The following is a 25870-nucleotide window of genomic DNA, read 5'->3' on the forward strand; positions in this document are numbered from 1 at the left end:
CAGTTTTGCCAATATGCGTGACGGGGCCGTGTCAGACAGTCCCGCCCAACGACCCTTCCAGTTCAGCCAGTTCCTGTCCACCGGCCATGAGGTCCTGCAACTCTTCGGGCGAGATTTCACCGCGTTTAGCAGTACCGAGCGTCTGTCCCCTGTTTAGCACGGTGAACCTGTCGCCAACCGCCAAGGCGTGGCGCACGTTGTGGCTGATAAAGACAACGCCGACACCTTGACTACGCACCTTGTCGATTGTGGCCAGAACGTTCGAGGTCTGGCGCACCCCAAGGGCTGAGGTCGGTTCGTCCAAAATCAGAATCTTCGCGCCGAAATGCACCGCACGGGCGATGGCAACCGTCTGGCGTTCCCCCCCTGACAAGGTGCCGACCGCCTGATCAGGCCCACGCAGGTTAATGCCCATCTTACGCATCTCCTCCATGGTGATCTCATCGGCCAGTTTTTTGTCGAAGAAGTTGATGCCTGCGACTTTCTTCGTCGGTTCATTGCCCATGAAGAAATTGCGGCTGACGCTCATCAGCGGAATCATGGCCAGATGCTGGTGCACCGTCGCAATCCCCGCTGCAATCGCATCGCGCGGGTCTTCGAAATGCATTGGCTTGTCTTCGAAAAAGATCTCACCCGCCGTTGGTTTATGCACCCCTGACATGGTCTTGATGAAGGTCGATTTGCCTGCACCGTTGTCACCTAGCAGGCAATGACACTCACCTGGCCTCAGATCGAAGCTGACCCCGGCCAGAGCGATCACCGAGCCAAAGTGTTTCTGGATATCGACCATCCGAATGATCGGAGCCTGCTCCTGCGCGTCGCCGTGATGGAATTTGGTATCTTCGGTCATCTCAGCGCTCTCCTGTGATGATGCGGCGGATATAGGTGTTCAGGATCACCGCACCCAGCAGGATCACACCCAAAAACACCCGGAAGAGTGAGCTTTCGACCCCCGCAAAGAACAGCCCCTGCTGCACCACGCCAAAGATCAGCGCACCCAAAGCCGCGCCGAGAACCGAGCCATAACCACCGGTCAGAAGCGCGCCGCCAATGACCACGGCAATGATCGCCTCAAACTCTTTCAGCAGGCCGCGATCCGCCCCGGCTGATCCGAACTCCATCACCTGACAGGTGGCGAAAACCGTGGCGCAGAAGGCGGTGAACATGAACATCAGAATCTTGACCCGGTTCACCGGCACACCAGAATTCCGCGCCGCCTCGGCATCTCCGCCCGCAGCAAAAATCCAATTGCCGAACTTTGTCTTGGTCAGAAGGATGTGACCAAAGAGGATGATGGCCAGCGCCCAAATGATCAGCATCGGAATGCCGTCGACCACAGGCTGACCGGCACGCGTACCGCGCTCGAAGGTCTCGATAATGCCCGCATCACCTAACCAGACGAACAGACCCTGCCCGACCTTGCCACCAAAGACTGCAGCCAGCCAATCGCCTTCGGCCACGTCGCGAATGCCACCAATGATGGTTTTGCGCTCAATGGTTTGGGGCAAATAGATGGTGAAGCCGCGCAGAATGAAAAGAAAGGCCAGCGTTACGATAAAGCTGGGCAATCCGGTGCGCACAACGATGTAGCCGTTCACCGCACCGATAAAGATGCATAGCGCGAAGGTCACAATGATCGCCATCCAGACCGGCCAGCTTAGCGTGACCGAGAAGATTGCGATCATCATCCCTGCGAACCCGATCATCGAGCCCACAGAAAGGTCAAACTCACCTGCAATCATTAGTAGGCAGGCGCCCACGGCAATGATCATGAATTGGGCCGAGACAATCGACCAGTTCATAACGCCCTGCGCGTTGAACATGCCGCTGTCAAAGGCGAATAGCAGGAAGAATGTGAACACGGCGACAGTGCCGACCATACCACCCAATTCGGGACGGATCAGGGCACGACGCAACGGCGAGATCTCTTTGATCCGTTCGTCACCGCCCATTGCGGATTGCGCTGATTCAGCCATAGGTGCCTCCCCTCGCGCTCTATAGAATGCTTAGATTTTGCTAGGGTGCGGACGCAGCAACCGCGTCCGCACCGAAATTGAAGATCAGCGGTATTCGCCCGCGAACTCTTCGATTTTACCTAGACCGTCTGCGGTCACGAAACCGGGGCCCGAGTTGATGTTGTTACCCGGCAGAACGCCATAGCGGTGGTAGTTGGCCATCACAACAACCGGCAGATAGGCCTGAAGGAAAGGCTGCTGGTCGATGCCCCACTGGATCACACCGCTTTTGATACCTTTCACGATCTCACCACCCAGATCGAAGGTGCCGAAATAGATGTCACCGGCCATGCCGTTCTCTTCCAGCGCCAGAATGGTCGGATCAGCCGAGGTCGGCCCCAGCGTCAGCACGGCATCCGTATCCGGATTAGCCGAAAGATAAGCCAGAACGCGGTTCTTGATCTCGGCCGGGTCCTGACCAGCGTCGATCATCTGCTCACCCAGTTCGATCCCCAGACCGTCGGCAAAACCCTGACACCGCTCCTGGCTGGAGGGCTGTACGATATAATGGTTCACACATAGGAACGAGCCGATACCGTCGCCCTTGGCGCGCAGACCGGCGGCGTAGCCTGCGTCATATTCCGGCTGGCCGACATACATCAACGCACCCACTTCGCGCGCCTTTTCCGGCGTGCCGGTGTTCATGATGATAACGTCGATGCCCGAATCCACGGCAGCTTTGATCGGGCCTTCCAGAATGTCGGGGTCCGCCAGCGTCGTGATAATCCCGTTCGGACCCGAAGCAGCGGCCTGATCGATGATCCGCGCCATGTCGGCCAAGTCACCGGTGGGCGGATTGCGATATTCAACCTCGACACCCATCTGCTCGCCCGCCAGAGCGATCCCGTTCTTGATGGTGTTCCACCAGCTATCACTGTCCGGAGCGTGGCTGACCAGAATGTACTTCTCGCCCTCGGCCGCAGCGCCAGTGACGCCCGCGAACGCAACGGCGCTGGCCATCAGCACGCCTTTTACAAACTTCTTCATTTCCATTCCTCCCAATAGAACAGTCAATCAGTGTGCCGGGTTTGCCCGGCCATTCGGTTAAACCGAATCTCCTCTGCCCCGGTTCGGCACCGGGCTTTCCTCAGTTTGAGGATATCCGGCAATTTTGCAACCGGTTTCAAAAAACATCCTCCAAAGCGACCGGTTGCCCGGTTTTTGCCGAGCGGGTCGCAGCCTCGGCCATTGCCAAGGCGGTCACGCCATCCTCCAACGTGACGGGCATCGCCATGCCGGTTTGCACCGCGCCGACAAACGCATCCCATTCGGCCCGGTAGGCTGGCATGTAGCGCTCCAGGAAAAAATACGTTGGCTTTGCTCCAACCACGCCATCGACCGTGGATTTGACGACCGTGTTTTCCAGAACGTTATGGGCCTGAAGCAACCCAGCGGCCCCAAGCAATTCAACCCGCTGATCATAACCATAGGCTGCACGCCGCGAATTCTTGATCACCGCGATGGCACCATTGGCGTAAGTCATTGTGGTTACAGCGGTATCCACGTCTCCAACAGCCCCGATTTCGGGATCCACAACCGAGGATCCAACCGCAGAAATCGTGATCGGCGCCTGCCCCATCAGGTAATTCGCCATATCGAAATCATGGATCATCATGTCCCGAAACAACCCGCCAGAGGTTTTGACATAGCTGACGGGCGGCGGAGCTGGATCGAAAGAGGTGATCGATAATAACTCGGCCTTGCCGATATCTCCGCTGGTGTAAGCCTGCTTCAAAGACGCGAAACTGGGATCGAAGCGGCGATTGAACCCGACCATCACGGGCTGACCCGTTGCGGCCGCGACCTGTTGGCAGGAAATTGCCCGTTTCAGGTCCAGATCAACCGGTTTCTCGCACAAAACCGCCTTTCCGGCACGGGTCGCCGCTTCGATCAGGTCCGAATGGGTGTCCGTCGGTGACGCGATCAGCACCGCATCAATCGCCGGGTCATTGATCACCGCCTCGGAGGTGCATGCCTGAGCCCCATATGCGCTTGCCAGAGTTTCGGCGGCCTCGGCCACAGCGTCAGACACGGCGCTCAACTTGGATTGCGCATGCCCGGCTATAGCCTCAGCATGAACACGGCCAATCCGTCCCGCGCCAATCAATCCGACGTTCAGCATGAGGGTTCCTCGAATCTTTATTCCACGCCACAGTGTTGGTTTTTGCAACCGGTTGCAAGAATTTTTTTGCTGTTGCGTATTCCAGTGTCAGCACCCGGTTCGACCGACAGAGGATTTTTCTTGGGTTTCATGATAAGATGCAGCCCTGTTTGCGAGTTCCGGGGGGTGTTGCAATGGTTGAATATGGAATTGCCACGGGTACGGTTGGCGGTTCTGTCGGCGGTGGCGGTGGCTACCGCGGCGGAGGTGGTGGCGGAGGGTCGAATATCTCGTACTGGGTCGGATATTTCGAACAGAACCCCGAGATCATGATCGCCGCACTTGTCGGCATCTTTCTGGTCGCGCGGTATGTTCTGGCGCGGTGATCGCGCGATGCTCGGGCCCGTCGGGCCAAACCGGTGAGAAATGGCGATCCCTGAAGGACTCGAACCCTCAACCTGCTGATTAGAAGTCAGCTGCTCTATCCAGTTGAGCTAAGGGACCGCTGCGCCCTTCTTGCGGTTTTTAAGCGCGGGGTTCAAGGGCCAAGCGCATGAAGGCACTGTTTGGGTCTTCGGAGTAACCAAAGATTGGGCCGCAATAGGAATAGCCCAGCGCCTCGTACAGCTTACGCGCCGCGTCATAGTCGGGCAAATGGGCTGCCCCGGTTTCCAGAACCAGTGCCTGCATCCCTTCAGACCGCGCGACATCCGCCAGATGGGCCATCATGGTGCGCGCCAGACCCCGGCCGCGCGCCGCTACGACGACATGCACGGATTTAACTTCGGCCGTGCCATCCGGCAATGCCTTGAGCGCACCACAGCCGATGGCCTGTTCGGCGTCAAACATCGCCCAGAACCGGATACCAGGCCCCGCAAGGCCGCTGGCATCCATCGTATGATTGCTTTCCGCCGGTCCCGCGGTTTCACTATGGGCAAAATGCGCCTCAATCACCGGGCGCAGCGCGTCCGATGTTGGGTCAGCTTCGCGGATGTCGATCAATTCAGTGCGTCCAGGGTGCGCGCCGGTTGGTGGCGAAATTCTCACCATATCCACCTGCTCGAACGTTGGGTTTGCGCTTGTGCGGCTCGGTCACCTGCGCATCAATTCCGTGGTCCTTGGCGTAATCCAACGCCTCTTCCTTGGTGTCGAATTTCAGGCGCACCTGAGTTTGCGTGTCGCTGGAGGACGTCCAGCCCATCAACGGATCAACCTCACGCGACGAAGCAGGGGCATACTCCAGAACCCACTTGCGGGTTTTGGCCATCCCCGAGGTCATCGCATTTCGCGAAGGCTGGTAAATCCGTGCGCGCATGTCGCCTCTCCGTACTCACTTGGCTGGGCATGTTTATGCGTCAGAGCTGCTGCGTGGACAAGTCCGTAAATGTCGCAACTTGGTGTGATTGAAATGGCCTCTTGAACAAGAACAAAAACAGATCAAAATCAGGCCCGAAAGGAATCTCCCCTTATGGCCTATGCACATTCCGACAAGACCCAGCTGACCTCAGAAGATGTCCGCGCCCGCCTGAAGCTTGAGGGCGGCAAGGCGTTTGTCATGCACACTGATTTTGCGCCCGCAGGCGACCAGCCCACCGCCATCACGGAGCTGGCGGGCGGCGTGCGGGATGGCGAACGCGATCAGGTTTTGCTGGGCGCGACCGGGACGGGCAAGACCTTCACTATGGCCAAGGTGATCGAAGAAACCCAGCGTCCCGCCATCATCCTTGCGCCCAACAAGACGCTGGCCGCGCAGCTCTATGGTGAGTTCAAGGGGTTCTTCCCCGAAAACTCGGTCGAGTATTTCGTCAGCTACTATGACTACTACCAGCCCGAGGCCTATGTGCCGCGCAGCGACACATACATAGAAAAAGAATCCCAGATCAACGAACAGATCGACCGGATGCGCCACTCGGCCACCCGCGCGTTGTTGGAGCGTGATGATGTGATCATCGTGGCGTCGGTGTCTTGTATCTACGGCATCGGCTCAGTCGAAACCTACGGGGCGATGACGCAAGACCTGAAAGTCGGTAGCGAATATGATCAGCGGCAGGTGATGGCAGATCTGGTGGCTCAACAATACCGCCGCAACGACCAGGCGTTTCAGCGTGGGTCCTTTCGGGTTCGTGGGGACAGCTTGGAGATCTGGCCTGCCCACCTTGAGGACCGTGCGTGGAAGCTGTCATTCTTCGGTGAAGAATTGGAACAAATCACCGAGTTTGATCCTCTGACCGGTGAGAAAACTGATACGATGGAGCAGATCCGGGTCTACGCAAACTCGCACTACGTGACGCCGAAGCCCACGATGCAGCAGGCGATCATCGGCATCAAAAAAGAGTTGCGCATCCGGCTGGACCAACTGGTCGGCGAAGGCAAATTGCTGGAAGCCCAGCGACTGGAACAGCGTACCAATTTCGATCTGGAAATGCTTGAGGCGACCGGCGTTTGCAACGGGATCGAGAACTACTCGCGCTATCTAACCGGCCGTGCGCCGGGCGAACCGCCCCCGACCCTGTTCGAATTCATCCCCGACAACGCTATCGTGTTTGCCGACGAATCTCACGTGTCTGTCCCGCAGATCGGCGGCATGTACCGGGGCGACTATCGTCGTAAATTCACACTGGCCGAACACGGGTTCCGCCTGCCGTCCTGCATGGACAACCGCCCCCTGAAGTTCGAAGAATGGGACGCCATGCGCCCACAATCCGTCTTTGTTTCAGCCACCCCGGCAGCGTGGGAGCTGGACCAATCGGGTGGCGTTTTCACCGAACAGGTCATCCGCCCTACCGGCCTGCTGGACCCCGAGGTCGAAATCCGACCCGTCTCGATGCAGGTGGACGATCTACTGGACGAGGTACGCAAGGTGGCCGCCGATGGCTTCCGCACGTTGGTCACGACCCTGACCAAACGCATGGCCGAGGATCTGACCGAATACCTGCACGAACAAGGCATCAAAGTGCGCTACATGCACTCGGATATCGACACGATCGAACGGATCGAAATCCTCCGCGACCTGCGGCTGGGCGCGTTTGACGTGCTGGTCGGCATCAACCTTCTGCGCGAGGGGCTCGACATTCCCGAATGCGGGCTGGTCGCCATTCTGGACGCCGACAAGGAAGGCTTCCTGCGGTCCGAGACCTCTCTGGTCCAGACCATCGGCCGCGCCGCGCGGAATGCCGAGGGCCGGGTTATCATGTATGCCGACAAGATCACCGGTTCCATGGAACGCGCGTTGAACGAGACCAACCGCCGCCGCGCCAAGCAGATCGCCTATAACGAGGAACACGGCATCACGCCTGAGACGGTGAAAAAGAATGTCGAGGACGTTCTGGCCGGTCTCTATGAGGGCGACGTCGACATGAACCGCGTCACCGCCACCATCGACAAACCGATGCACGGCGCCAACCTTGAGGCCCATCTGGACGGGTTGCGCGAACAGATGCGCAAAGCCGCCGAGAACCTTGAATTCGAAGAGGCCGCCAATATTCGGGATGAGATCAAACGTCTGGAGGCGGTCGATCTGGCCGTCGCCGACGACCCCATGGCGCGCCAATGGGCGGTCGAGAAAGCGTCCGAGGATGCGGTGAAATCGCGTGGTCGGTCAACGGCTGGACGTCCGGGGCAACGCGGTGGGAATGTGAAGCGACGGAAGCGTTAGACTGTTGGCGACGCAATACAAAGTTGCAGCACATGGCGTTGTTTGCTTCAGCCGCCTTGCCTAACCGCATTCCGTGGCTAGGTTCAAAGTATGCGAGCCGTTCTGATATCACTGATCCTTAGCACGCCTGCCTTTGCGTGGGATGCAACCGTTGGTCAAATTTGCACGCTTTCGCACGAGACTGACGCAGCGAAAATATTTCTCACCTACGACCCGTCTAAACCGCTTTATTCAATTACCGTGACCCAAACGAACTCTGTTTGGAAACAAGCCCCGTGGTTTGCAATGCGTTTTGAAGGCGCGTCACCGATCGAGATTTCTACATCGCGCCATGTTCTTTCCAATGGCGCAACGTCTTTGACCGTCACGAATACGGGCTTCGGAAACGTGCTTGATGGGTTGGAGTACAACCAAATAGCCTACGCATTCACGCAGGATCATGTGGCCACATTCTCGCTGGACGGCGCTGCTGACCCAGTGCGGGTTTTTCGCGAATGTGCTGGAGCTCAACTATCCTAAGTCATCCGGAACGCAACCATCCCTGACATGGATTTCATCGCGTTTTCACGGCAATGTGGACTAAGTGAGCAAATCTCAATCGGTTTGAACCCGAGCGAGTTTTTCTCGCTCACGTCAGCGTTCACCCCTTATCCCAATGGGCAATCACATCATACCCAACCGGTGTCGGCGGCCCTTCCATGAACTCGGCGAAATGGCCCCACAGTTCGGCCACTTTCGGGGCATTCGCGTTCGAGGTCGCCTCGCTCTCGACCACCGAGATCACATAGCCCGAGCCGTCTTCGTTCATCACATTGGTAAAGCTGTGCATGCCGGGCATGCTCATAATTTCTGACTTCAACGCGTTCATTTTCGCCGTCGCGGCCTCGCGCGTGCCTGGCTTCATTTTGAATTGAGTAATACGCGCAAACATAATGTTCCTCCCTCGTCTGGCGAAATTGCCGTAGGGCGCGATCAAAGAAATCCCGCCGCGCAGACGGTAGCATGGCAGGCACAAATCTCGTATTGATACTTACGAATTCAGCACATTTTCAACCTCGCGCCTTACCCGAGCATCCTGACTGACACTCCAAAGTTGCAACCCAGCGCATAGAACCGAGATGTTGCAGGGCTGCCGCCTAGGTTAAACGCCCAACTCCGCCCGTACCTTCTTGGTCAGCTTCGCCACCACCAAGTCATAAGACGTCACGATATGCTCGCGCAGCGAGGCATCGCTCATCCCGCGTTCCTCATAGACCTGCAACCACTTCATCCCGCGTGAGGCCAGATAGGGCGCGGGGCGGATGCCGGGAACGTCGCTCAGGACCTCAAACGTCAGATCGGTGGCTTTAAAGGTGACGGCGTCGCGCCCTTCATGCCAGCCACAGATCGCAAACACCTTGCCGCCTACCTTCCACACATCTGCATTGCCCCATTGCACCACATGGGTTGTGGCTTTGAGGCTGGCGCAGAACGCGTTAAACGCATCTCGGGTCATCATCACGGATTGAACTAGGGCCGCAGGAATTTGGCGCTGCCGACAGAGCGCTCGACCGGTTGCGCCAGTTGCGGGGCTTCGGCCGTGACCGGAACGGCAAGCTGCTGAGGCGTTTCGCAGGCAACACCATTCCCATCGGGGTCGTTACGCAAGTGATAGCCGAGCTCACCCGCATAATAGGGGCCGGGAATCACTTTCAACGCTGTCGGACATCCAGCCATGGCAATCAGATGCAGCACCGCCTCTTCCTGTTCGAAATCCGAGGTGCGCAAATAAACACTGAATCCAATCACGGCGGTTGTCACCGGCAGCATCAGGATCATCAGCAGGATACGTATCGGAGACAGCGCCCGCCTGCGCAGCGCCTCAGCCCGTCGGATGCGGGCCGGTGCATTCGGATCAGTAAGAAGTGGACGCCGCTCAGGCGCATGTGTTGACATAACAAAAGGCTAATACCGTTTTGTGGCAATATCGAGACCCGAGTTCCCGCCCTCACGTATCTGTGCGGAATTCCGCGTCGAATACGGTCGATTATTTCGTCCGGACGGATATGCCCGATCCGCGGCGCAGCTAGCGCACCACATGCACCGCGCAAGCGGCGTGCCTAACCACGTGGTTGGCGGTCGATCCCAGCAGCAGATCCTGCATCCCCGGTCGGTGCGAGGCCATGATGATCAGGTCGGGTTTATGTTCTTCGGACCAATCCAGAATGGTGCGCCCGGAATGCCCTTCGACAACCACACCTTTGGCATTGGGAAGTTTGGCGGCCAAGCTGTCCAATTCGGTTTGCAGAGCCTTGCGGGCTTCGCGCAGATATTCGGGCGGCATATAGGAAATCGCGTAGTTCGGGATATGCTCGACCACATGCAGCAGCGTGACCTGTGCATCCGGGGTTGCCAACACCTTGGCCAGTTTCAGCGGGCCGGAAATATCCCGCTCGGCATCAAAGGAAATCGGGACCAGAATATTGTGATACATGATGCGCACCTCCGTTCATTTCGCGGTCAGGATGCGCCAATTCGCAAGGCACGGCTTTGATTTAGGTCACGATCCGCTAAAAGTTTCGGCAACATCATACATCACCGGTTCAAAGCTTTTGCACAGCTCGTTGATCTTGCGATTCCGGTCGCGCATTTCCGGGGTGCGCAGCATCGCCAGAAAATCCTCGCGCCGTTCCCATTGCGAGTAATTGGCGATCCGCGTCTGAGCGTCATTGACATGCAGCCCCGCCGCCACAAAGCCGGGCTGCTTCGAGATGAAATCGGCATAGGCGTCAGTCAGCGCCTCAAGCAGGTCTTGACAGGTACCGGGCGTCATCTCGAAGGTCGTGATCACGGTTTGGACGCTGGTGTTCTTGGCAATGTTCGGCATCTGGAATCTCCTGTTATTGAGCCCAGCCTAGCATAGGATTTCCAAAGGTCCCGCCTTTGTTGGCGAATTCAGCACTTTGCCACGGCAGCGGGAATTCGTCATTTCACTAACGATCTGTTAACCATGCTGACCGATGCTGCGCCTATGTACCGGGTTCTTTACCTTTTGTTCATCATGCTGTTGGCCTCGCCTGCGTGGTCGGGCGCATGGCTGCGCGGCAAGGATTCCGCTTTTTCGGCGGCATCGGTGACGGTGTTCAAGGAACCCGACCAGGGGTATGACTATGCATCCGCGCTTTATGCCGAATGGGGTGCTCAGGACAATCTGACAATTGGGTTCGATTTTGAAGAGAACCGAGACCTCTACGGTCATGCGACTGTCTTTGCCCGCATCCCGGTTGCCGATTTGCAGCAAAAGGGGCGGTTTGCCGCAGAGTTCGGGGTTGGTGTGCATCACCGCTATCGTGGAGCATGGGCGCTGTACAAGGCAACCCTGTCCTATGGAAAGGGGTACTCGACCGGATGGGGCAATGGCTGGGTGGCCCTGGATGCATCATTGGAATACCGCACCCACGACGCGCTCTATCGCAAACTGGACCTGACAACGGGCCTGAATTCAGCGCGGCTGATCAACCCTTTGCTTCAGGTCGAGACCGCTTATCGCAGCGGAAGCTCTCTGTTCTGGCGGGTCCGGCCGTCGGCCATGATCCGGTGGCAGGACAGCCCGACAACCTGGGTTCTGGGGCTGGAGCGGAAAGATGCCCGCAATGACACGGGCATCAAACTGGCAATCTGGTCCGAGTTCTGACGCCGCCGCTCAGCGCTCCATTCGGATGATGGTCGAGACTGATCCGCGCAAGGATTGCGCCCAGCGCAGGTTTATAACGTCCTTCCCGCTGCTCTGTTCCAGCTCCACATAAGGTGTGTCGTGGATAGTCCCGCCAAAAGCGTTCTTCAATGGACCCAACACCGTAACCGCGTCACACCCGCGGGCTTTTCCGCCAAATGGAAGACGCGCTTGCGACCCAATACTCCAGACCGACGAATTCGAGCTTTGCGCGTGAACCAGACGCAGCGGGTTTTCAACCTTGGCCGAGATGCCATGAAACGTGTTGTCCCTGAAACTCACGTTCAGATGCGCGAAATGGTTGAAATCCGCGAAAGTCGTATCCACCCGCTCGGCTCGGTCGATCGCGCCGTTGATGGAGCGAAATTTGTTCCCAGCAACAACGACACCATTCAGGAAATGGCCAGGCCCGTGCGGCCGAATGACAATATTGCTGAACCAGGGTGCGACCTCGTTACAATAGAATATATTGTCGGTTATGGTCATCGCGCTGAACGAAAATCCCGCCGTGTACGCCGGATTGGCGTCCCGCTCATTAGTCCACTGCAAAAAGCAATTATCGACATAGTTCTCGGAAATGGTCGAGCTGTTATAGGTCCCGATCATAACCAACCCGGCGCTGCGCACGCCCTGAGCAATGCTGTCGCCCTGGAAGAAGTGGTTGCCCAGCACCAGGTTGTTCGTCCCACCCAGAACGGCAAAATGCAGGAACCTGACAGCACGATTGTGGCGCAGTTTGATATCATTCGCTGTCGCGTTCAGGGCGATGGATCTGCGATCCGAGACGTTGAAAGACTCCTCAGCCGACAGGAACTGGCAATTGTCGATCAACATCCCCTGACAGCCGGTACCGATTGAAGTAATCCCGCGATCCTTCGGACGGCTGACAAAGCAGTTGGTAATCGCAAATGTACTGCCAGACGGTGCCAGACGGATGCCGCTGCATCGCCCGTTGCACTGAAACTCGATCTCTTCCATGCCAAATTTGCGCAGGGTGCTGAAACCCATGAAGTCCAGCAGGTACTTGAACGAAAAAAACGAGAACGACTGCGTGCCCGCCGCATCATAAATCGGGGCGTTCAGAGTGATTTCGCCCGCACCAACATTCTTGGACCGCACGTAAATCTCGCGCCCGACACCATTGCCCCCTACCAAGGACCCAACCGGAATATTCGCAACATTGGCGACATTGGTCAGCCGAGTCGGATCGGATGGGTTGTAGGTTGCGACCGAAGTGAAGGTCTCGGTATCCCAGGCTGCATTGTCTTTGACATCGAACTGGCCATTGCGAATGACGCGACGGGTGGAGAAACCACTCTGCCGGTTCGGAACGGCTGCGGCCATGTCAATCGGGCCGTTTACCGATATCTTGCGTCCACCCATGTCCAGGGATTCATGGTCCGCATTGTTCAACAGCGCCTGAAATGCCTTTTTAAATGCCAACTCCTCATCCCCGAACGCGGTGATATAAGCTGGCAGGTCGAAATTCTTGGTCAACAGCAGCATCTTATCGTCAGGCATCGTGACGGTGCCCTCAAACTCGGTCTCGGACGCGATGGTGGTATTTTCAGTCAGCAGGTAAGTGCCTTCAGACACAAAAACCCGGCGTCCACCCGCAGCCTGGTCCGCCGCGACAAAGGCCGACGTATCATCTGCAACCCCATCACCGACCGCGCCAAAATCGCGTACATCCACAAGGCTAATCATGTCGCGCAGAAAAACACCGGTCACATCCGTGATCTCGATATCGTCCACCCGCACGATCGAGCCATTCGCTCCGATCAGATCAAGTCCGAAATGGCCATAAATCGCGGTCACGCCCCAGGGCATATCCACGCCGGTGCGCTGCCCCGCCCCGACAATCGCGGTGATTTCATGGACGGTGCCATAGCCCGACAGTTGGGTTGCGGGGCCTTGCTCGATCACCCCATCCAAATGTGTCTCACCCGCGCCACCAGCCCAGGCCGCGATCCGAACCTCGGGCAAAGGCCCGCTGATTGCCTTCACCCGCGCCTTGATCTGAAGATAGCACCCCGGCTGCAACGGGGTCTGCCCCATATAACGCAGCTTTTGCGTTGCACTGACTTTGAGGATTTCAAGGCAGCCGCCGAAATCCGCATCCGCCGGAACAAAAGCGCCGGTGCCCGAGCCTTCATAGGTCGGCGAGCCAGGTGTTCCGTCGCCGCTGGACCAGACGTTCAGGCCGTTTGCAAAAGCAGGCGGCATGAACACGATGCCGTCGGTGATTGCCTTGTTCATAGAAATCCCTTTCCCAATCGCACCCATCAGCGCGCATTAACTCAGGGCTCGGGGTCGCCCCGAGCGCAAAAGCCTGAGTACAGAAAGGGTGTTAATCGCTGCTCATGTCACCGTGACGGTGGTGTTGCGTTACGCCGCGGGGTCCGAGTTGCCCAGCAACTGCACGCCATTGATCTTCCAGTCATTTTCTAACTGGATCATCTGATAATCCAGAATATGAGTTTGTCCGGCACCATCAACGATCAGAACCTTTTGCCACAGCGCGCCCGCGATCTCGCGCAGTTCCAGAAACCGAATATCAGAGGGTCGCCAGACCATAGGATAGCCGTTGCGCACCATGTTCCCGAAATTCTCGGGCGTGCGGAAAATGCTCTGGATGTTGGGGCTTGCAAAGGTAAAGGCGGTGGCGAAATCATCCGCTTTGAACGCCTGTATCTGCGCCGCGATATTGGCTTCGATCTCGGTGCTTTGGGCAAATGCACCCGTGGCCAAACCGGCACTCAACGAAAGGGCAAGCAAGATACGACGCATGGGGCTACCTCCTTTGGCAAGGGTAGCCCCACATCATGTCAGGTCAAATCAGGCAAGCTCTCCGGTCAAAGCCTTGTCGATCAGCGCAATCGTTTCGGGCACACCGTAAAGGGCAATAAACCCACCAAAGCGCGGCCCTTGCGAGGCCCCCAGCAGCACCTCGTAGAGCGCTGTGAACCATCCGCGCATCGGGTCGAATCGCTCGCGCCCGATGGAGTAAACCACTGATTGCAGCGCCTCGTCCTCAAGCGGGCCATCATAGGCTTGCAACGCGGCCTTCAACGCTTCCAGTGCCTCACGTTCCTGATCAGTCGGCGCGCGGTGCTGTCGGGTGGGTTTGACGAAATCGTTGAAGTAGCGCACCGCAAAGCCCGCCGCCTGATCCAGATCGGGATGCGTTTCTGCGGTCGCCTCGGGCGCATAGCGGCGGATGAAACCCCACAGCGCTTCTTTGTCCTCGGCACCAGACACCGATGCCAGATTCAGCAACATCGCAAACGGCACCATAAGCGTGGATGCAGGCACGTCACCGCCATGGATATGCCAGACAGGGTTGTTCAACTGCGCCTTCAGCTCTTGCCCGGGATAGGCGCGCAGCTGCTGATGATACTCGTCCACAGCCTTGGGAATGACGTCGAAATACAGACGCTTGGCCGTTTTGGGCTTTTGGTACATGAAATACGACAGGCTTTCCGGCGCGGCATAAGTCAGCCACTCTTCCATCGACAAGCCATTACCCTTGGACTTCGAGATCTTCTGCCCCTGCTCATCATTGAACAGCTCATAGCTGAGCGCTTCGGGCGGCTGTTTGCCCAGCGCTCGGCAAATTTTCGACGACTGCGTGACTGAATCGATCAGGTCTTTGCCGGACATCTCATAATCCACGCCCAGCGCGGCCCAACGCATAGCCCAGTCGGGCTTCCACTGCATCTTGACGTTGCCTCCCGTGACCGGGATTTCGACCTTTTCGCCATCAGGCTCCTGATAAACAATCGTGCCTTTGGCTACGTTACGTTCCAGCGTCGGCACTTGCAGCACGTGGCCGGTTTTCGGGCTGATCGGCAAGAAGCATGAATAGGTCTCGCGTCGCTCGGGCCCGAGGGTCGGCAGCATGATTTCTTGTATCTTGTCGAAGCGCTCCAGCGCGATCAGCAGCGCCTCATCAAACTTGCCGCTGGTGTAGTAATCGGTGGCCGAGGCAAATTCATACTCGAACCCAAAACTATCCAGAAAATCGCACAGCATCGCGTTGTTGTGCTGCGCGAACCCTTCATGCGTGCCAAATGGGTCGCGCACTTTGGTGAGCGGCAGATGCAGGTCTTCTTTCAGCTCGTCCTGCATCGGCACATTGGTCGGAACCTTGCGAAAGCCGTCCATATCATCCGAAAAGCAGATCAGCTTGGTCGGAATATCGCTGATCTGTTCAAACGCATGCCGTACCATCGAGGTCCGCGCGACCTCGCCAAAGGTACCGATATGCGGCAGGCCCGACGGGCCATAGCCGGTCTGGAACAGCACATACCCCTTTTCCGGCGCACCTTGTCTGTAGCGTTTGAGGACCCGGCGCGCCTCTTCGAAAGGCCAAGCCTTGGACGACATCGCGGTTTCACGCAGTTCAGACATTTTTTAGGTGCTCCATCGGGAAATACAGCGCCGGACGCCCCATGCGACCCGTCCGGCCCCTCCTATTGTGCCGGTGCAGCATGAGTCAATAAAGCGCGCTGTTTTTCTGAGCGGAAACCCCGGTTGCGGTTTATTCGGCTGCCGTCACTTTCGGCGGGAACTTGTTCGGCAGCAAACCCATTCGCTGCGCCTGATGCACATCGGCCAGCAGATCCCGATCGGCAGCGGCAAACAGCTCTTCGGGATCGTCCAGCACGAAATATCCCATCTGATGCATGTCGATCCGATACGGCGTTCGCAAGATCGTCATGACATCGAACGGGTCCCGATCGGGAACGTCGCTATCCACGGCATAAACCAGCTCCGTGGGCGAAGACGCCAGCCCCGAGCCCAGCGCCTTGATCTGCCCGTCCTGTCGGCGCAATCCGAATTCAATCGAAAACCAATATAGCCGGATCAACCAAGCATAGTCTTTGTCCCCCGCCTCAACTCCAGCGTTGCCGATCGCATAGCTGAAAGCGGCAAAACGTGGGTCGCTCAGTAGGGGCGTGTGGCCAAAGATTTCGTGAAAGATATCGGGTTCTTCAATATAGTCGAAATCCTCGCGTGAACGGATGAACGATGCAGCAGGAAAAACCCGATCCGCGAGCATGCCAAAAAAGGTCTTGAACCCGATCAGCGCCGGAACCGGTTGAACCCGCCACCCGGTCAGGTCCAGAAGACGCTCGGATATATCCGCGCAGGACGGCACGCGGGTCTTGGGCATCTCCAACCGATTCAACCCGTCCAGATATTCATGCGCCATGTAGCGCTGCACATTTTTCTGCTGGGCTGCATAAAGGTCCGCCCAAACCGCATCCTCTTCGGCGGTATAGACAATATGGCCGCGCGCGTCGGCCTGCTTGGCCACGTATTTGGTGGATTTGGGCATGGAACGTCCTCCTTGATAGAATTTTAGCCCTTACTCGTGGTAAATTTGACTTAATGGCGTGAGGAATTGCTGGAGTTTTGGCCCAAACATTTCAATAATGCGCCAATCATGACCCAAATCCTTCAACCCGCTGACATCGCTATCCTGCAAGAGCTTCAGTCAGACGGACGTCTGTCCATGCAGGATCTCGCCGACCGGACCGGGCTGTCGGCCTCGCAATGCTGGCGGCGAGTACGAGATCTTGAGGCAACGGGTGTCGTCTCCGGTTATGCCGCGCGGGTGCCCGCAAAATCGGTGGGGCTGAATGCGATCGCCTACGTTCACATCGCGTTGAAAGACCACCAAGAGGACAGCATCGCGTCCTTCCTGCGTCTGGTTGAGACCGAAGCCCAGATCGTCGAATGCGCCTCGATCACCGGGGATCACGATTTCATCTTGAAGGTCTACGCGCGCACCCCCGAGGACCTTGAACATTTCATCATGCAACGCCTGTTGAAATCCGGCCTTGTCCGCGACACACGCAGCAATTTCGTGCTGCGCCAGACCAAAACGCGTGGGCCGTTGCCCATCCTGTGACGCTTTGGCCGCCGAAATCCGTTGAACCCGATCCCGGTCCCTCCTATCGTGCGCGTTCAGAACAGCTCTATCAGGACCACGCCATGACCGATCAAGTGCCTCACCCGATGTCTCCGCAGGATTGCCTTGTTGCGATCATGGTGGCGATCTCAGCATCGGACGAAACCATTCGCACGGCTGAACTGGTCAAAATCGAAGCCGCTGTGAACATGCTGCCGGTCTTTGCCGAGTATGACATCGACCGCACCCGCCGCGTCTCGCAGATCGTGTTCGACCTGTTCGAACAAGAGGACGGGCTGGATGCGCTGTTTGGTCTGATCCGGGAAAACCTGCCCGAGCGGCTGAACGAAACCGCATATGCCCTGGCGTGCGACGTGGCCGCTGCGGACGGATCCCTGGCCGAGACCGAACTGCGCCTGCTGGAAGAAATCCGTTACGAGTTGAACGTCGACCGCCTGCACGCCGCTGCAATTGAACGCGGCGCACGGGCACGTCACACCACCTGATCCTAGCTGCCGCTCAGCGTTCCCCAACGTGCGATCAAAGCGCGCTGCAACCTGCGCGACCGCGCATTCCAACTGCGTGCGCCCGCCGGGCGCTCCCGGTTCGCGCGCGGGATTGTGGCCCGGTGGTCGACATCAGCTGTGAAGATAGCAAAGGCCAGTTCGGACCCGTCTGGCGTGGTGATGAAACCTCCCAAACCCGAGACGAAATTCAACGTCCCTGTCTTGGCGTCCACCTTGATCGGGTGGTCTTTGACGGGTCTTCCCTGACTGTCCAACAACCTGAAATTCTTCAATAAAGGCCGCAACGCTCCGGCTTTCTGCGCTGCGATCAACGCCTTGACCAGATCACCCGGCGCGACCCGAGACGCATCCCCCAGCCCCGAATGATCAACCATCTCAATGCCGTTGACCCCATATGCCTCGGCGGCCCAGCGATTCATTTCGTCGGCCGAGTCTTGCAGGGTGTGCAGATCGGCACCACGCGCCTTGGACGCCGTCATGCCCACCAATTCCGCCGTCACATTGGTCGAATATTTCAGCATTCCCCGCAAAATATTGTCCAGCGTGTCACTATAATGCGTGACCAGCAAACTGCCCTGAGGGCTTTCGTTCGTCACCTGCACACGGTCCAGCACAATCCCGTTCGACCGCGCCAATGTCCGAAACACATCCCCGGCGTAGAGCGCCGGTTTGCGTACCGGCAACCACCGGGCGCCACCTTTGCCCAGCGCCCCGCGGGCAACGGTCCAGCGATCTTGCCGCGCGCTTGGATCATAGGTGTAGATCGGGGCTTTCCTGCTTTCGACTCGCATAGTTGCCACATCTACAGCCGGCTTGTAGCGCGCGCTTCGGGCATCCATCGTCACGGTATAATCCGTGCCTTCGCGCTTCCATTCAAAGTGAACCCTGTTGAAGTTCAATGCAATCCCGCTCAGCGCCGGGCTGTATCCCAGATGATCCGGCTGACCGGCATCAATGCTGAACACATAGGGCAACGCCCCGTCATAAACCTTGAACGCACCGCGCACCTCGGTGATCCCGGCCTCTCGCAAATTGGCCGCCATTGTGGCCAGCGCATCCGTATCCAGCAGCGGGTCACCGCCGCCGACCAGAATAAGATCTCCGTTCAGAATGCCATTCTCGACCGGCCCATACGCGATCAGTTTGGTTTCAAAGCGATAGTCTGGCCCCAGTACGTCCAGCGCATAAAGCGCGGTCAGAGCTTTCGCCACACTGGCCGGAGGCAACCTGAGATCTCCGCCCACCGCCTCTAACTCGACACCGGTCTTGACGTCGGCCACGGCAAAAGCCACTTCGCCCCGCAGCCCGGCCGATTGGATCAGCCGTTCGGCCCCGTTTTTCTGTGGTCCACGGATCTGAGGCCGCAACGAAACCAAGGGCGCATTCGCCAGCGCAATGCCGGGGGCCACAACCGCCCCAAGGCTTGCAAGAAAACCACGTCGTGAAAAACGATCAGCCATGGGTCAATAAAATCCCAGAGGGTTCAGGCAAACAACCAGTCAAAAAGGATTATGTGCGCACGAAGGTTATTCCGGCAACACCCCATTTGCCCAGATGCCGCGATTGCGAAGATCAGTTGAACTGACGTCAACCATCGGCATGTTGGCGAAACACCATGCCGGGGCCTCGGCCCGCCCCAGCAAATGCCGCGCCTGCCCGTCGATCCTGTAGCTGGAATAGACCCGTGCCGCCGGCGACATCCGGGCCGAGATGCGATCTCCCGGCCGCGCGACCACGCCCACCGGGATGCTGTCCATGATCAACCGCCAGTCTTTCCAGCGATGAAACTGCGCCAGATTGTCAGCCCCCATCAGCCACACGAACCTGACCCTCGGGTACAACCTGCGCAGCGCCGCCAACGTATCCGCGGTCGCGCGCGTCCCCGTCAGAGCCTCGATATCCGTCACCTCGACCCTGGGATGCTGCATCACATCCCGCGCCGCCTGCACCCGCTGGGACATGGGTGCAGGCCCGCGCTCCTTCAACGGATTTCCCGGAGATACGAGCCACCACACGCGATCCAACCCAAAGGCCTTCATCGCCTCACGCGTGACATGCACATGGCCCTGATGCGGCGGATCAAATGATCCCCCGAACAGCCCAATCACCTGACCGGGCCGCGCATATGGTATCGCGTAACGCTCCATACCCTGCTGATGTTCAGAACTGGGACGGCTTGTCAATCAACCGGCTGCACGACATCACCCAACCTAACCCATCCGGGTTTGACGACCTCAGCGCACCACCCCCCATGGCCGCGCACGGCGGAATAGCCACCTTTACCAAACGCTTCCTCCATCCGGCTGCACGGCGCACAGATCAAGGTAAAACGCAAAATCGCCTCGCCCACCTGCACCTCACGTCCTTTGAGCGCAGCCAGATTGATTCCCGACACGACCACGTTGCGCCGTAAGACTTCAGGCGTAACAGGCCCCTGCCCCAGATAAGAGCCAATCGCCGCCAGATGTTCTTGTTGGATCAAAGTCACCGCTCGCTTGCCCGCACGGGCGCGGTCTCCGTCCAAACCATCGGCGGAGATCATAACGGCATCGACCGGTTGAACCTCGACCCTGCGATCAGGTCGCAGACCAATCCATTCCAGCCGACCCGGCTTGGCCCATCCTGCAATCAGTGCCGCCAAATCCGCCATGCTTCCCCCTTTGCTACAATCGGACAACTACCGCCGCACATCCGAATGCAAAATTCACAAAACCACCAGCTTGCCCCGCCCGCCCCGCTTGGATATCAAGCGGATCAACCCAATTTCCCCGACCCAGAGGACGCGACATGGCCGCCTATCAATATGTCTACCACATGCAGGGTGTCTCAAAGACCTATCCCGGTGGCAAGAAGTGCTTTGAAAACATCCACCTGAGCTTTCTGCCCGGCGTGAAAATCGGTGTTGTCGGCGTCAACGGCGCGGGTAAGTCGACGCTGATGAAGATCATGGCCGGCCTCGACAAGGATTTCACCGGCGAGGCCTGGGCGGCCGAAGGTGCCAAAGTCGGTTACCTTCCGCAGGAACCAAAGCTGGACGAAACCCTGACCGTGCGCGAAAACGTCATGCTGGGCGTGGCGGAAAAGAAGGCGATCCTCGACCGCTATAATGAACTGGCCATGAACTACTCGGACGAAACTGCCGAGGAAATGGCCAAGCTTCAGGATGAAATCGACAGCCAGAACCTCTGGGATCTGGACAGCCAGATCGACGTCTCGATGGAGGCGCTGCGCTGCCCGCCGGACGATGCCAACATTGCCAACCTTTCGGGTGGTGAGAAACGCCGCGTGGCGCTCTGCAAGCTGCTGCTGGAAGCGCCCGACATGCTGCTGCTGGACGAACCAACCAACCACCTGGACGCCGAGACCATCGCCTGGCTGCAACAGCACCTGATCGACTATAAGGGCACCATCCTGATCGTCACCCACGACCGCTATTTCCTGGATGACATCACCGGCTGGATTCTGGAACTCGACCGCGGTCGCGGTATCCCCTACGAGGGCAACTATTCCTCGTGGCTGGAACAAAAAGCCAAACGGCTGGAGCAGGAAGCCCGCGAGGACAAGTCCAAACAGAAGACCCTGCAGCGCGAATTGGAATGGATGCGTCAGGGCCAGAAGGCCCGTCAGGCCAAATCCAAGGCCCGGATCAACGCTTATAACGAGTTGGCTGAGCAGTCCGAGCGCGAAAAGCTGACCCGCGCCCAGATCGTCATCCCCAACGGCCAACGTCTTGGCGGCAAAGTGATCGAGGTCGAGGGGTTGTCGAAACACATGGGCGACAAACAACTGATCGAAGGGCTGGACTTCGCCCTGCCCCCCGGAGGCATTGTCGGCGTCATCGGTCCCAACGGTGCCGGTAAATCGACGCTGTTCAAGATGCTCACCGGTCAGGAACAGCCCGACAGCGGCACCATCACGCTGGGCGACACCGTCGAGCTGTCCTACGTCGACCAGTCCCGCGACGATCTAGCGGACAACGACACCGTGTGGGAGGCGATCACCGGCGGGGCCGAGATCATCCAGCTGGGCGACGCACAGGTCAATTCCCGCGCCTATTGCTCGTCCTTCAACTTCAAGGGTGGCGATCAGCAGAAAAAGGTCTCGCTACTGTCAGGTGGTGAGCGCAACCGCGTCCACATGGCCCGCCTGCTGAAAGAGGGCGGCAACGTCCTGCTGCTCGACGAGCCGACCAACGATTTGGACGTCGAAACCCTGCGCGCGCTGGAAGACGCTCTGGTCGATTTCGCAGGCTGCGCCGTGGTGATTTCGCACGACCGCTTTTTCCTCGACCGCATCTGCACGCATATTCTCGCCTTCGAAGGCGACGCCCATGTGGAGTGGTTTGAGGGCAACTTCGAGGATTACGAAGAGGACAAAAAGCGCCGTCTGGGACCGGACGCGTTGGAGCCTAAGCGCTTGAAGCATAAGAAGTTCGCCCGGTGAGAACCCGAACTTTCAAACATGTGTTCCAATCGCTGTTTCAGGCGATTGGACGCATTGCACGGTTTGGAAAGGCATCGGACCGCGACCATTGCGTCATAGTCGCTAGCAACGGTCGATCCGGAAGTACCGTGACTTATCTTGCCCTTAGCAAGGCACTTAGAAAAAGATACCCTTCAGCGGCAGAACGCTCGGCCTTCGTTGCTCGTCTCAGGGACGCCGAATTCAAAGCCCCGTTCGTCTACAAAACCCATGATTTTCCGCAGGCGTTGTTAGAGTGGCCAGCCGATACCAGAGTGGTTTTTTGCTTCGGTTCCACCAAAGATTCGGCCTTTTCCGTCTATTCGGCAAAAGAACGGTATGGGGAAGATTGGATCCGACAGCATTTTTATCACCTTCATGCGACTGGCGAATACTGCGATCTGTTTCAGCGGGATATTCTGCAACAAGCCAAGCAGATAAAAGAATGGGCCGTATTTGAGGACGTCCCCGTTTTATGTGTTCACTATGATGCGATATGGGATCATCAAAGCGACATATCGGAATTTACCGGCCTGAAAATGAAGCTTCCGAAACGTGAACAGCGCGCGCCCAAAGAGATTCCGACTGAACTCAGGTCGGCGGCAAGCCATGTTTACGATTCGATTGATGAAATTGTCGAAGAACTGCCAAGGTGTTTTATAGCATCACCCAAATACGCTGATATTGTCGCCAAGCTTCCGGTTTAGATGCAAAGCGGAAGGCCAGCGCAAACCCGCTAGCTCGGGCGATCGATGACGCCCCTATTCGCTTGCTTTTGAAAGTTCCGAGTAAGAACCTGCTGATGTTTAAAGGTATTTGTTGGAAAGGGTGAACAAATGACCAGTAATACAGGGGTCTGGTATAGCCGGGTGATGGTAGATTCAACGTTGATTAAACCGTTCACATCGGAACAGGCTTTGAACGATTTACCGGCTGCCGGAGCAGGGTCAAAAAACAACAAGGCAGGGATCGCTCAACCTCGTGATGCATTTTCCGATGTAATTTTTGGAATATATCGGGACCAAAAGCTAAAGGCGCAACCGGATATTTTCAACGGGCCGTACGGCCTTGTTGTTTCTCGCGCGGTTGCTGATGTTTTTCGTGAAGCGGACCTTGGAAAGACGCAGCTTTACCCATTGAAACTTTGCCAGCACGACCGTGTGACGCCGGTAGAGGGGGAGTATTTTACTCTGGCATTGGGGGAGCAGAAAACGGTATTTGTTCCCGAGCAGTCCAAAGGGATTGAAGCTTTGGGGAACACGCCGGAAATCTGGATTCATTTGGGAAATAAACCCAATGATTTTGATTACTTCGTGTCAAGTGACGCTTTGGGTGGGCCCGATCTGTGGACTGATCCGCAACTGCACCGGAGCCTGTTTCTAAGTGACCGTCTTGTCAAAGCGCTGAGGGCTGCAAAGCTCACACGCCGCTTCGGCCTGAGCAAATGCAAGGTTATTTCGGCCTAGGCCATTTCAGCGACAAGACTGCCGTCGCGGGCCGAGAATAAGACAACAACGCCTGCAATGCAGACGCTTTCCGGTGTGCTTCGGGATTTGAAAGTCAAGATTTCCACGCAAACGTCTTATGCTTCAACCGCTTGGGCCTGAACGCGCCCGGTCTCAGACGGTGCTTTTTGACCTTTTCGCAATCCTGAAGTTGCCCTCGAACCATTCCCGTCGCGGTTTGTACCGATTGCGGTACACATAGACGATCACCCTTGCCACATCCCCACACCAATGCCATATCCAAAGGGCTAACGTTTTTCTATTTCGACCTACTGTCTCCTTTTTCGGCGCTCAGTCATTCGATCCAGACTACGACGCCAGGCTGCCGCAAATCCGTGGGCAGCACCAAACAGGAGAATACGGATATGCCCGCAGGCACCGTTAAATGGTTCAACACCACCAAAGGCTACGGCTTCATCGCACCCGAAGATGGCGGCAAAGACATCTTCGTTCATATCTCGGCTGTCGAACGCTCGGGCCTGACCGGTCTGGCAGACAACCAGAAGGTCACCTACGAGCTTCGCTCGGGTCGTGACGGTCGCGAAAGCGCCGACAATATCGAGCTGGCGTAAGCCGGTCCAAGGGCAGGGGTATCCCCTGCCCTTTTGCCAAGCTGCGCTGCGTTTTCAGCGCAACATCACATTTCAGTTACTCTTCGCAGCCGCTTGACCGGATCAGCTATCATCCCGACACTATGGTGATGATTTTCCTGTTGTATTGAAGAGACCCGATATGTTCACACGCCGCACGTTCCTGACGGCCGCCGCCGCGACAAGCCTTGTTCCGCATGTGGCGTCTGCCAAGACGAAGACAGCCGAATACGACCCCACGCCGCAATATGTGCGGATCAAGAAAGAATTCCTGCCGGGGCAGTTGCTGGTCGTTCCCCGCTCATTCTACCTGTATTTCGTGACCGAGCCGCGCAAGGCTATCCGCTATGGCTGCGGGGTTGGTCGGGCCGGGCTGGAATTCACCGGCACCGCCACGATCGACGTCAAGAAAGAGTGGCCCACCTGGCGCCCAACGGACGAGATGATCGAGCGCGAGCCCATCACCTATGCCCGCTTCAAGGATAACGACTATGTCCAGCCGGGCGGTGGCGACAATCCATTGGGCGCCCGCGCGCTGTATTTGTTCCAAAACGGCATAGACACTTATTTCCGCATTCACGGCACGACGCAGCCCAGCACCATCGGAACCGCCGCCTCGAATGGCTGCATTCGAATGTTGAACGCCCATGTCATCGACCTGTACGCGCGGGTGCCGATAGGAACCGTCGTGACTGTGATCTGATTAGTCCGACGCTGCTTGGACCAGTTCCACCACATAGGGGCCTATTTCGGCGACGATCAAAGCCACGCCCTGGGCGTTGGGGTGGATGCCATCGGGTTGCATATATGTGCGGGCTGCATCGGGATCGCCGTCTCGGGTCAGGCCGGCGAAAAAACTGGGTGCATAGCCGGATTGGTACCCAGCGGCCAGTTCGGGATAGATCGTATCGAAGGCCGCTTTGTAGTCGGGCCCGTAATTTCCCGGTGCCTGCATCCCAACCAACAACACATTCACATCTGACGCACGCGCGGCTTGCATGATTTGCTCAAGATTGGCCCGCGACACAGCCGGATCGATCCCACGTAACAAGTCGTTCCCGCCCAAAGCCACGATCATGCCATCCACATCCGGCGTCAGCGTCCAGTGAACCCGCGCCGCGCCGCCGGCGGTGGTATCCCCTGAAACTCCGGCATTGATCAGGCGCACATCCACGCCCTGATCCTGTAACCAACGTTCCAGCTGAGGCACAAACCCGTCCTGGGCGGGCAGCCCGTAACCCTGTGTCAGCGAATCCCCCAATGCAGCAATCACGACCTGTTCGGCTGTGGCGGCAATACCGCAAACTGCAAACAGGCAAGACAACAAAGCCTTGCGCAATATCCGAACCGCTCCATATCCCAAAAGAACGCCTCCGTGTGGATT

Annotated in this window: 29 protein-coding genes, 1 tRNA gene and 1 pseudogene; 11 read left to right on the top strand and 20 right to left on the bottom strand. The window is 57.6% G+C overall.

Features of this window, described 5'->3' with window-relative positions; genetic code table 11:
* Positions 1–31 precede the first annotated feature (31 nt).
* From GOV80_RS11215 to iolG, 4 genes are all read right to left on the bottom strand, one after another.
* Entirely contained in the window at positions 32–850 is an 819-nt protein-coding gene (locus GOV80_RS11215) for an ATP-binding cassette domain-containing protein (protein WP_170784757.1), read from the bottom strand.
* Position 851: 1 nt separating this feature from the next.
* The gene (locus tag GOV80_RS11220) at positions 852–1976 is read right to left on the bottom strand and encodes an ABC transporter permease (RefSeq protein WP_170784759.1); all 1125 of its coding nucleotides are present in this window, start codon (positions 1974–1976) and stop codon (positions 852–854) included.
* 84 nt (positions 1977–2060) lie between these two features.
* The gene (locus GOV80_RS11225; RefSeq protein ID WP_237215832.1) at positions 2061–2975 is read right to left on the bottom strand and encodes a sugar ABC transporter substrate-binding protein; all 915 of its coding nucleotides are present in this window, start codon (positions 2973–2975) and stop codon (positions 2061–2063) included.
* Positions 2976–3138: 163 nt separating this feature from the next.
* Positions 3139–4137: an inositol 2-dehydrogenase gene (iolG, locus tag GOV80_RS11230; protein WP_170772372.1), complete on the bottom strand. Its 999-nt coding sequence runs from the start codon at positions 4135–4137 to the stop codon at positions 3139–3141.
* Between the two features lie 173 nt (positions 4138–4310).
* Between iolG and GOV80_RS11235 the strand changes: the two genes are divergently transcribed.
* Positions 4311–4502: a hypothetical protein gene (locus GOV80_RS11235; protein ID WP_170772373.1), complete on the top strand. Its 192-nt coding sequence runs from the start codon at positions 4311–4313 to the stop codon at positions 4500–4502.
* Between the two features lie 41 nt (positions 4503–4543).
* Here the strand turns inward: GOV80_RS11235 and GOV80_RS11240 are convergent.
* From GOV80_RS11240 to GOV80_RS11250, 3 genes are all read right to left on the bottom strand, one after another.
* Positions 4544–4620: transfer RNA gene (locus GOV80_RS11240), tRNA-Arg, on the bottom strand.
* Positions 4621–4641: 21 nt separating this feature from the next.
* Entirely contained in the window at positions 4642–5166 is a 525-nt protein-coding gene (locus tag GOV80_RS11245) for a GNAT family N-acetyltransferase (protein WP_237215803.1), read from the bottom strand.
* Complete coding sequence (locus GOV80_RS11250; RefSeq protein WP_170772375.1) at positions 5120–5431, bottom strand: ETC complex I subunit; 312 nt, start codon at positions 5429–5431, stop codon at positions 5120–5122. Before GOV80_RS11250 ends, GOV80_RS11245 begins: the two co-directional genes overlap by 47 nt.
* A gap of 153 nt (positions 5432–5584) precedes the next feature.
* Here GOV80_RS11250 and uvrB point away from each other — a divergent pair, with 153 nt between their 5' ends.
* A complete protein-coding gene (uvrB, locus tag GOV80_RS11255; RefSeq protein WP_170784763.1) occupies positions 5585–7771 on the top strand; it encodes an excinuclease ABC subunit UvrB in 2187 nt (728 codons plus the stop codon).
* A 90-nt stretch (positions 7772–7861) separates the two neighbouring features.
* A complete protein-coding gene (locus GOV80_RS11260; protein ID WP_170784765.1) occupies positions 7862–8290 on the top strand; it encodes a hypothetical protein in 429 nt (142 codons plus the stop codon).
* 121 nt (positions 8291–8411) lie between these two features.
* Here GOV80_RS11260 and GOV80_RS11265 read toward each other — a convergent pair whose 3' ends face one another.
* From GOV80_RS11265 to GOV80_RS11285, 5 genes are all read right to left on the bottom strand, one after another.
* Positions 8412–8702 (bottom strand): antibiotic biosynthesis monooxygenase family protein, encoded by a 291-nt coding sequence (locus tag GOV80_RS11265; protein WP_170784767.1) that lies wholly within the window; start codon positions 8700–8702, stop codon positions 8412–8414.
* Positions 8703–8912: 210 nt separating this feature from the next.
* Positions 8913–9266: an MmcQ/YjbR family DNA-binding protein gene (locus GOV80_RS11270; protein ID WP_170785470.1), complete on the bottom strand. Its 354-nt coding sequence runs from the start codon at positions 9264–9266 to the stop codon at positions 8913–8915.
* 14 nt (positions 9267–9280) lie between these two features.
* Complete coding sequence (locus GOV80_RS11275; RefSeq protein WP_237215804.1) at positions 9281–9706, bottom strand: excalibur calcium-binding domain-containing protein; 426 nt, start codon at positions 9704–9706, stop codon at positions 9281–9283.
* Positions 9707–9836: 130 nt separating this feature from the next.
* Positions 9837–10244 carry a universal stress protein gene (locus GOV80_RS11280; protein WP_170784769.1) on the bottom strand — a complete coding sequence of 136 codons (408 nt, stop codon included), beginning with the start codon at positions 10242–10244 and terminating at the stop codon, positions 9837–9839.
* 66 nt (positions 10245–10310) lie between these two features.
* Positions 10311–10637 carry an antibiotic biosynthesis monooxygenase family protein gene (locus tag GOV80_RS11285; protein ID WP_170772389.1) on the bottom strand — a complete coding sequence of 109 codons (327 nt, stop codon included), beginning with the start codon at positions 10635–10637 and terminating at the stop codon, positions 10311–10313.
* Positions 10638–10760: 123 nt separating this feature from the next.
* On the opposite strand from GOV80_RS11285, the gene GOV80_RS11290 reads away from it, so the two are divergent.
* Positions 10761–11444: a hypothetical protein gene (locus tag GOV80_RS11290; protein WP_237215807.1), complete on the top strand. Its 684-nt coding sequence runs from the start codon at positions 10761–10763 to the stop codon at positions 11442–11444.
* Between the two features lie 9 nt (positions 11445–11453).
* Here the strand turns inward: GOV80_RS11290 and GOV80_RS11295 are convergent, their stop codons facing one another.
* The 4 genes and pseudogenes from GOV80_RS11295 to phhA all read right to left on the bottom strand — a co-directional run.
* Positions 11454–13742 (bottom strand): glycosyl hydrolase family 28-related protein, encoded by a 2289-nt coding sequence (locus GOV80_RS11295; protein WP_170784771.1) that lies wholly within the window; start codon positions 13740–13742, stop codon positions 11454–11456.
* A gap of 129 nt (positions 13743–13871) precedes the next feature.
* Positions 13872–14273, bottom strand: a complete 402-nt coding sequence (locus GOV80_RS11300; RefSeq protein WP_170784773.1) for a DUF4864 domain-containing protein — start codon at positions 14271–14273, stop codon at positions 13872–13874.
* Between the two features lie 48 nt (positions 14274–14321).
* On the bottom strand, positions 14322–15896 hold the full coding sequence (locus tag GOV80_RS11305) for a lysine--tRNA ligase (RefSeq protein ID WP_170784775.1): 1575 nt from the start codon (positions 15894–15896) through the stop codon (positions 14322–14324).
* 130 nt (positions 15897–16026) lie between these two features.
* Positions 16027–16833 (bottom strand): annotated as a pseudogene (phhA, locus tag GOV80_RS11310) (phenylalanine 4-monooxygenase); the annotation flags it as partial.
* A 102-nt stretch (positions 16834–16935) separates the two neighbouring features.
* On the opposite strand from phhA, the gene GOV80_RS11315 reads away from it, so the two are divergent.
* Positions 16936–17403: an Lrp/AsnC family transcriptional regulator gene (locus GOV80_RS11315; protein WP_170784778.1), complete on the top strand. Its 468-nt coding sequence runs from the start codon at positions 16936–16938 to the stop codon at positions 17401–17403.
* Between the two features lie 83 nt (positions 17404–17486).
* Entirely contained in the window at positions 17487–17909 is a 423-nt protein-coding gene (locus GOV80_RS11320; protein ID WP_170772402.1) for a tellurite resistance TerB family protein, read from the top strand.
* A 2-nt stretch (positions 17910–17911) separates the two neighbouring features.
* Here GOV80_RS11320 and dacB read toward each other — a convergent pair whose 3' ends face one another.
* The 3 genes from dacB to GOV80_RS11335 form a co-directional block, all read right to left on the bottom strand.
* On the bottom strand, positions 17912–19390 hold the full coding sequence (gene dacB, locus GOV80_RS11325; RefSeq protein ID WP_170784780.1) for a D-alanyl-D-alanine carboxypeptidase/D-alanyl-D-alanine endopeptidase: 1479 nt from the start codon (positions 19388–19390) through the stop codon (positions 17912–17914).
* Positions 19391–19456: 66 nt separating this feature from the next.
* Positions 19457–20077: a nicotinate-nucleotide adenylyltransferase gene (locus tag GOV80_RS11330; RefSeq protein ID WP_170785474.1), complete on the bottom strand. Its 621-nt coding sequence runs from the start codon at positions 20075–20077 to the stop codon at positions 19457–19459.
* 32 nt (positions 20078–20109) lie between these two features.
* Positions 20110–20580: an MOSC domain-containing protein gene (locus GOV80_RS11335; protein WP_170784782.1), complete on the bottom strand. Its 471-nt coding sequence runs from the start codon at positions 20578–20580 to the stop codon at positions 20110–20112.
* A gap of 137 nt (positions 20581–20717) precedes the next feature.
* Between GOV80_RS11335 and ettA the strand changes: the two genes are divergently transcribed.
* From ettA to GOV80_RS11360, 5 genes are all read left to right on the top strand, one after another.
* The gene (ettA, locus tag GOV80_RS11340; protein WP_170784784.1) at positions 20718–22373 is read left to right on the top strand and encodes an energy-dependent translational throttle protein EttA; all 1656 of its coding nucleotides are present in this window, start codon (positions 20718–20720) and stop codon (positions 22371–22373) included.
* A gap of 128 nt (positions 22374–22501) precedes the next feature.
* On the top strand, positions 22502–23098 hold the full coding sequence (locus GOV80_RS11345; RefSeq protein WP_170784786.1) for a hypothetical protein: 597 nt from the start codon (positions 22502–22504) through the stop codon (positions 23096–23098).
* A gap of 129 nt (positions 23099–23227) precedes the next feature.
* Entirely contained in the window at positions 23228–23857 is a 630-nt protein-coding gene (locus tag GOV80_RS11350) for a hypothetical protein (protein WP_170784788.1), read from the top strand.
* A 404-nt stretch (positions 23858–24261) separates the two neighbouring features.
* On the top strand, positions 24262–24468 hold the full coding sequence (locus GOV80_RS11355; RefSeq protein ID WP_170378838.1) for a cold-shock protein: 207 nt from the start codon (positions 24262–24264) through the stop codon (positions 24466–24468).
* A 160-nt stretch (positions 24469–24628) separates the two neighbouring features.
* Positions 24629–25189 carry a L,D-transpeptidase gene (locus GOV80_RS11360; protein ID WP_170784790.1) on the top strand — a complete coding sequence of 187 codons (561 nt, stop codon included), beginning with the start codon at positions 24629–24631 and terminating at the stop codon, positions 25187–25189.
* Here the strand turns inward: GOV80_RS11360 and GOV80_RS11365 are convergent, their stop codons facing one another.
* A complete protein-coding gene (locus GOV80_RS11365) occupies positions 25190–25849 on the bottom strand; it encodes an arylesterase (protein ID WP_170784792.1) in 660 nt (219 codons plus the stop codon). It abuts the gene before it with no gap.
* Between the last annotated feature and the right edge of the window lie 21 nt (positions 25850–25870).

This window comes from Ruegeria lacuscaerulensis (assembly GCF_013034685.1).
GTDB classification, from domain to species: Bacteria; Pseudomonadota; Alphaproteobacteria; order Rhodobacterales; family Rhodobacteraceae; genus Ruegeria; species Ruegeria lacuscaerulensis_B.

What these genes read in the sequence shown, in the direction of transcription:
- GOV80_RS11360 (WP_170784790.1), top strand. Translation starts at nt 24,629, where the DNA reads ATGTTCACACGCCGCACGTTCCTGACGGCCGCCGCCGCGACAAGCCTT.
- GOV80_RS11295 (WP_170784771.1), bottom strand. Translation starts at nt 13,742, where the DNA reads ATGAACAAGGCAATCACCGACGGCATCGTGTTCATGCCGCCTGCTTTT.
- GOV80_RS11220 (WP_170784759.1), bottom strand. Translation starts at nt 1,976, where the DNA reads ATGGCTGAATCAGCGCAATCCGCAATGGGCGGTGACGAACGGATCAAA.
- GOV80_RS11235 (WP_170772373.1), top strand. Translation starts at nt 4,311, where the DNA reads ATGGTTGAATATGGAATTGCCACGGGTACGGTTGGCGGTTCTGTCGGC.
- GOV80_RS11335 (WP_170784782.1), bottom strand. Translation starts at nt 20,580, where the DNA reads ATGGCGGATTTGGCGGCACTGATTGCAGGATGGGCCAAGCCGGGTCGG.
- GOV80_RS11280 (WP_170784769.1), bottom strand. Translation starts at nt 10,244, where the DNA reads ATGTATCACAATATTCTGGTCCCGATTTCCTTTGATGCCGAGCGGGAT.
- dacB (WP_170784780.1), bottom strand. Translation starts at nt 19,390, where the DNA reads ATGGCTGATCGTTTTTCACGACGTGGTTTTCTTGCAAGCCTTGGGGCG.
- GOV80_RS11215 (WP_170784757.1), bottom strand. Translation starts at nt 850, where the DNA reads ATGACCGAAGATACCAAATTCCATCACGGCGACGCGCAGGAGCAGGCT.
- GOV80_RS11245 (WP_237215803.1), bottom strand. Translation starts at nt 5,166, where the DNA reads ATGGTGAGAATTTCGCCACCAACCGGCGCGCACCCTGGACGCACTGAA.
- GOV80_RS11275 (WP_237215804.1), bottom strand. Translation starts at nt 9,706, where the DNA reads ATGTCAACACATGCGCCTGAGCGGCGTCCACTTCTTACTGATCCGAAT.
- GOV80_RS11290 (WP_237215807.1), top strand. Translation starts at nt 10,761, where the DNA reads ATGCTGACCGATGCTGCGCCTATGTACCGGGTTCTTTACCTTTTGTTC.
- GOV80_RS11260 (WP_170784765.1), top strand. Translation starts at nt 7,862, where the DNA reads ATGCGAGCCGTTCTGATATCACTGATCCTTAGCACGCCTGCCTTTGCG.
- iolG (WP_170772372.1), bottom strand. Translation starts at nt 4,137, where the DNA reads ATGCTGAACGTCGGATTGATTGGCGCGGGACGGATTGGCCGTGTTCAT.
- GOV80_RS11225 (WP_237215832.1), bottom strand. Translation starts at nt 2,975, where the DNA reads ATGGCCAGCGCCGTTGCGTTCGCGGGCGTCACTGGCGCTGCGGCCGAG.
- GOV80_RS11330 (WP_170785474.1), bottom strand. Translation starts at nt 20,077, where the DNA reads ATGGAGCGTTACGCGATACCATATGCGCGGCCCGGTCAGGTGATTGGG.
- GOV80_RS11350 (WP_170784788.1), top strand. Translation starts at nt 23,228, where the DNA reads ATGACCAGTAATACAGGGGTCTGGTATAGCCGGGTGATGGTAGATTCA.
- GOV80_RS11305 (WP_170784775.1), bottom strand. Translation starts at nt 15,896, where the DNA reads ATGTCTGAACTGCGTGAAACCGCGATGTCGTCCAAGGCTTGGCCTTTC.
- GOV80_RS11315 (WP_170784778.1), top strand. Translation starts at nt 16,936, where the DNA reads ATGACCCAAATCCTTCAACCCGCTGACATCGCTATCCTGCAAGAGCTT.
- GOV80_RS11285 (WP_170772389.1), bottom strand. Translation starts at nt 10,637, where the DNA reads ATGCCGAACATTGCCAAGAACACCAGCGTCCAAACCGTGATCACGACC.
- GOV80_RS11320 (WP_170772402.1), top strand. Translation starts at nt 17,487, where the DNA reads ATGACCGATCAAGTGCCTCACCCGATGTCTCCGCAGGATTGCCTTGTT.
- uvrB (WP_170784763.1), top strand. Translation starts at nt 5,585, where the DNA reads ATGGCCTATGCACATTCCGACAAGACCCAGCTGACCTCAGAAGATGTC.
- ettA (WP_170784784.1), top strand. Translation starts at nt 20,718, where the DNA reads ATGGCCGCCTATCAATATGTCTACCACATGCAGGGTGTCTCAAAGACC.
- GOV80_RS11270 (WP_170785470.1), bottom strand. Translation starts at nt 9,266, where the DNA reads ATGACCCGAGATGCGTTTAACGCGTTCTGCGCCAGCCTCAAAGCCACA.
- GOV80_RS11250 (WP_170772375.1), bottom strand. Translation starts at nt 5,431, where the DNA reads ATGCGCGCACGGATTTACCAGCCTTCGCGAAATGCGATGACCTCGGGG.
- GOV80_RS11355 (WP_170378838.1), top strand. Translation starts at nt 24,262, where the DNA reads ATGCCCGCAGGCACCGTTAAATGGTTCAACACCACCAAAGGCTACGGC.
- GOV80_RS11265 (WP_170784767.1), bottom strand. Translation starts at nt 8,702, where the DNA reads ATGTTTGCGCGTATTACTCAATTCAAAATGAAGCCAGGCACGCGCGAG.
- GOV80_RS11300 (WP_170784773.1), bottom strand. Translation starts at nt 14,273, where the DNA reads ATGCGTCGTATCTTGCTTGCCCTTTCGTTGAGTGCCGGTTTGGCCACG.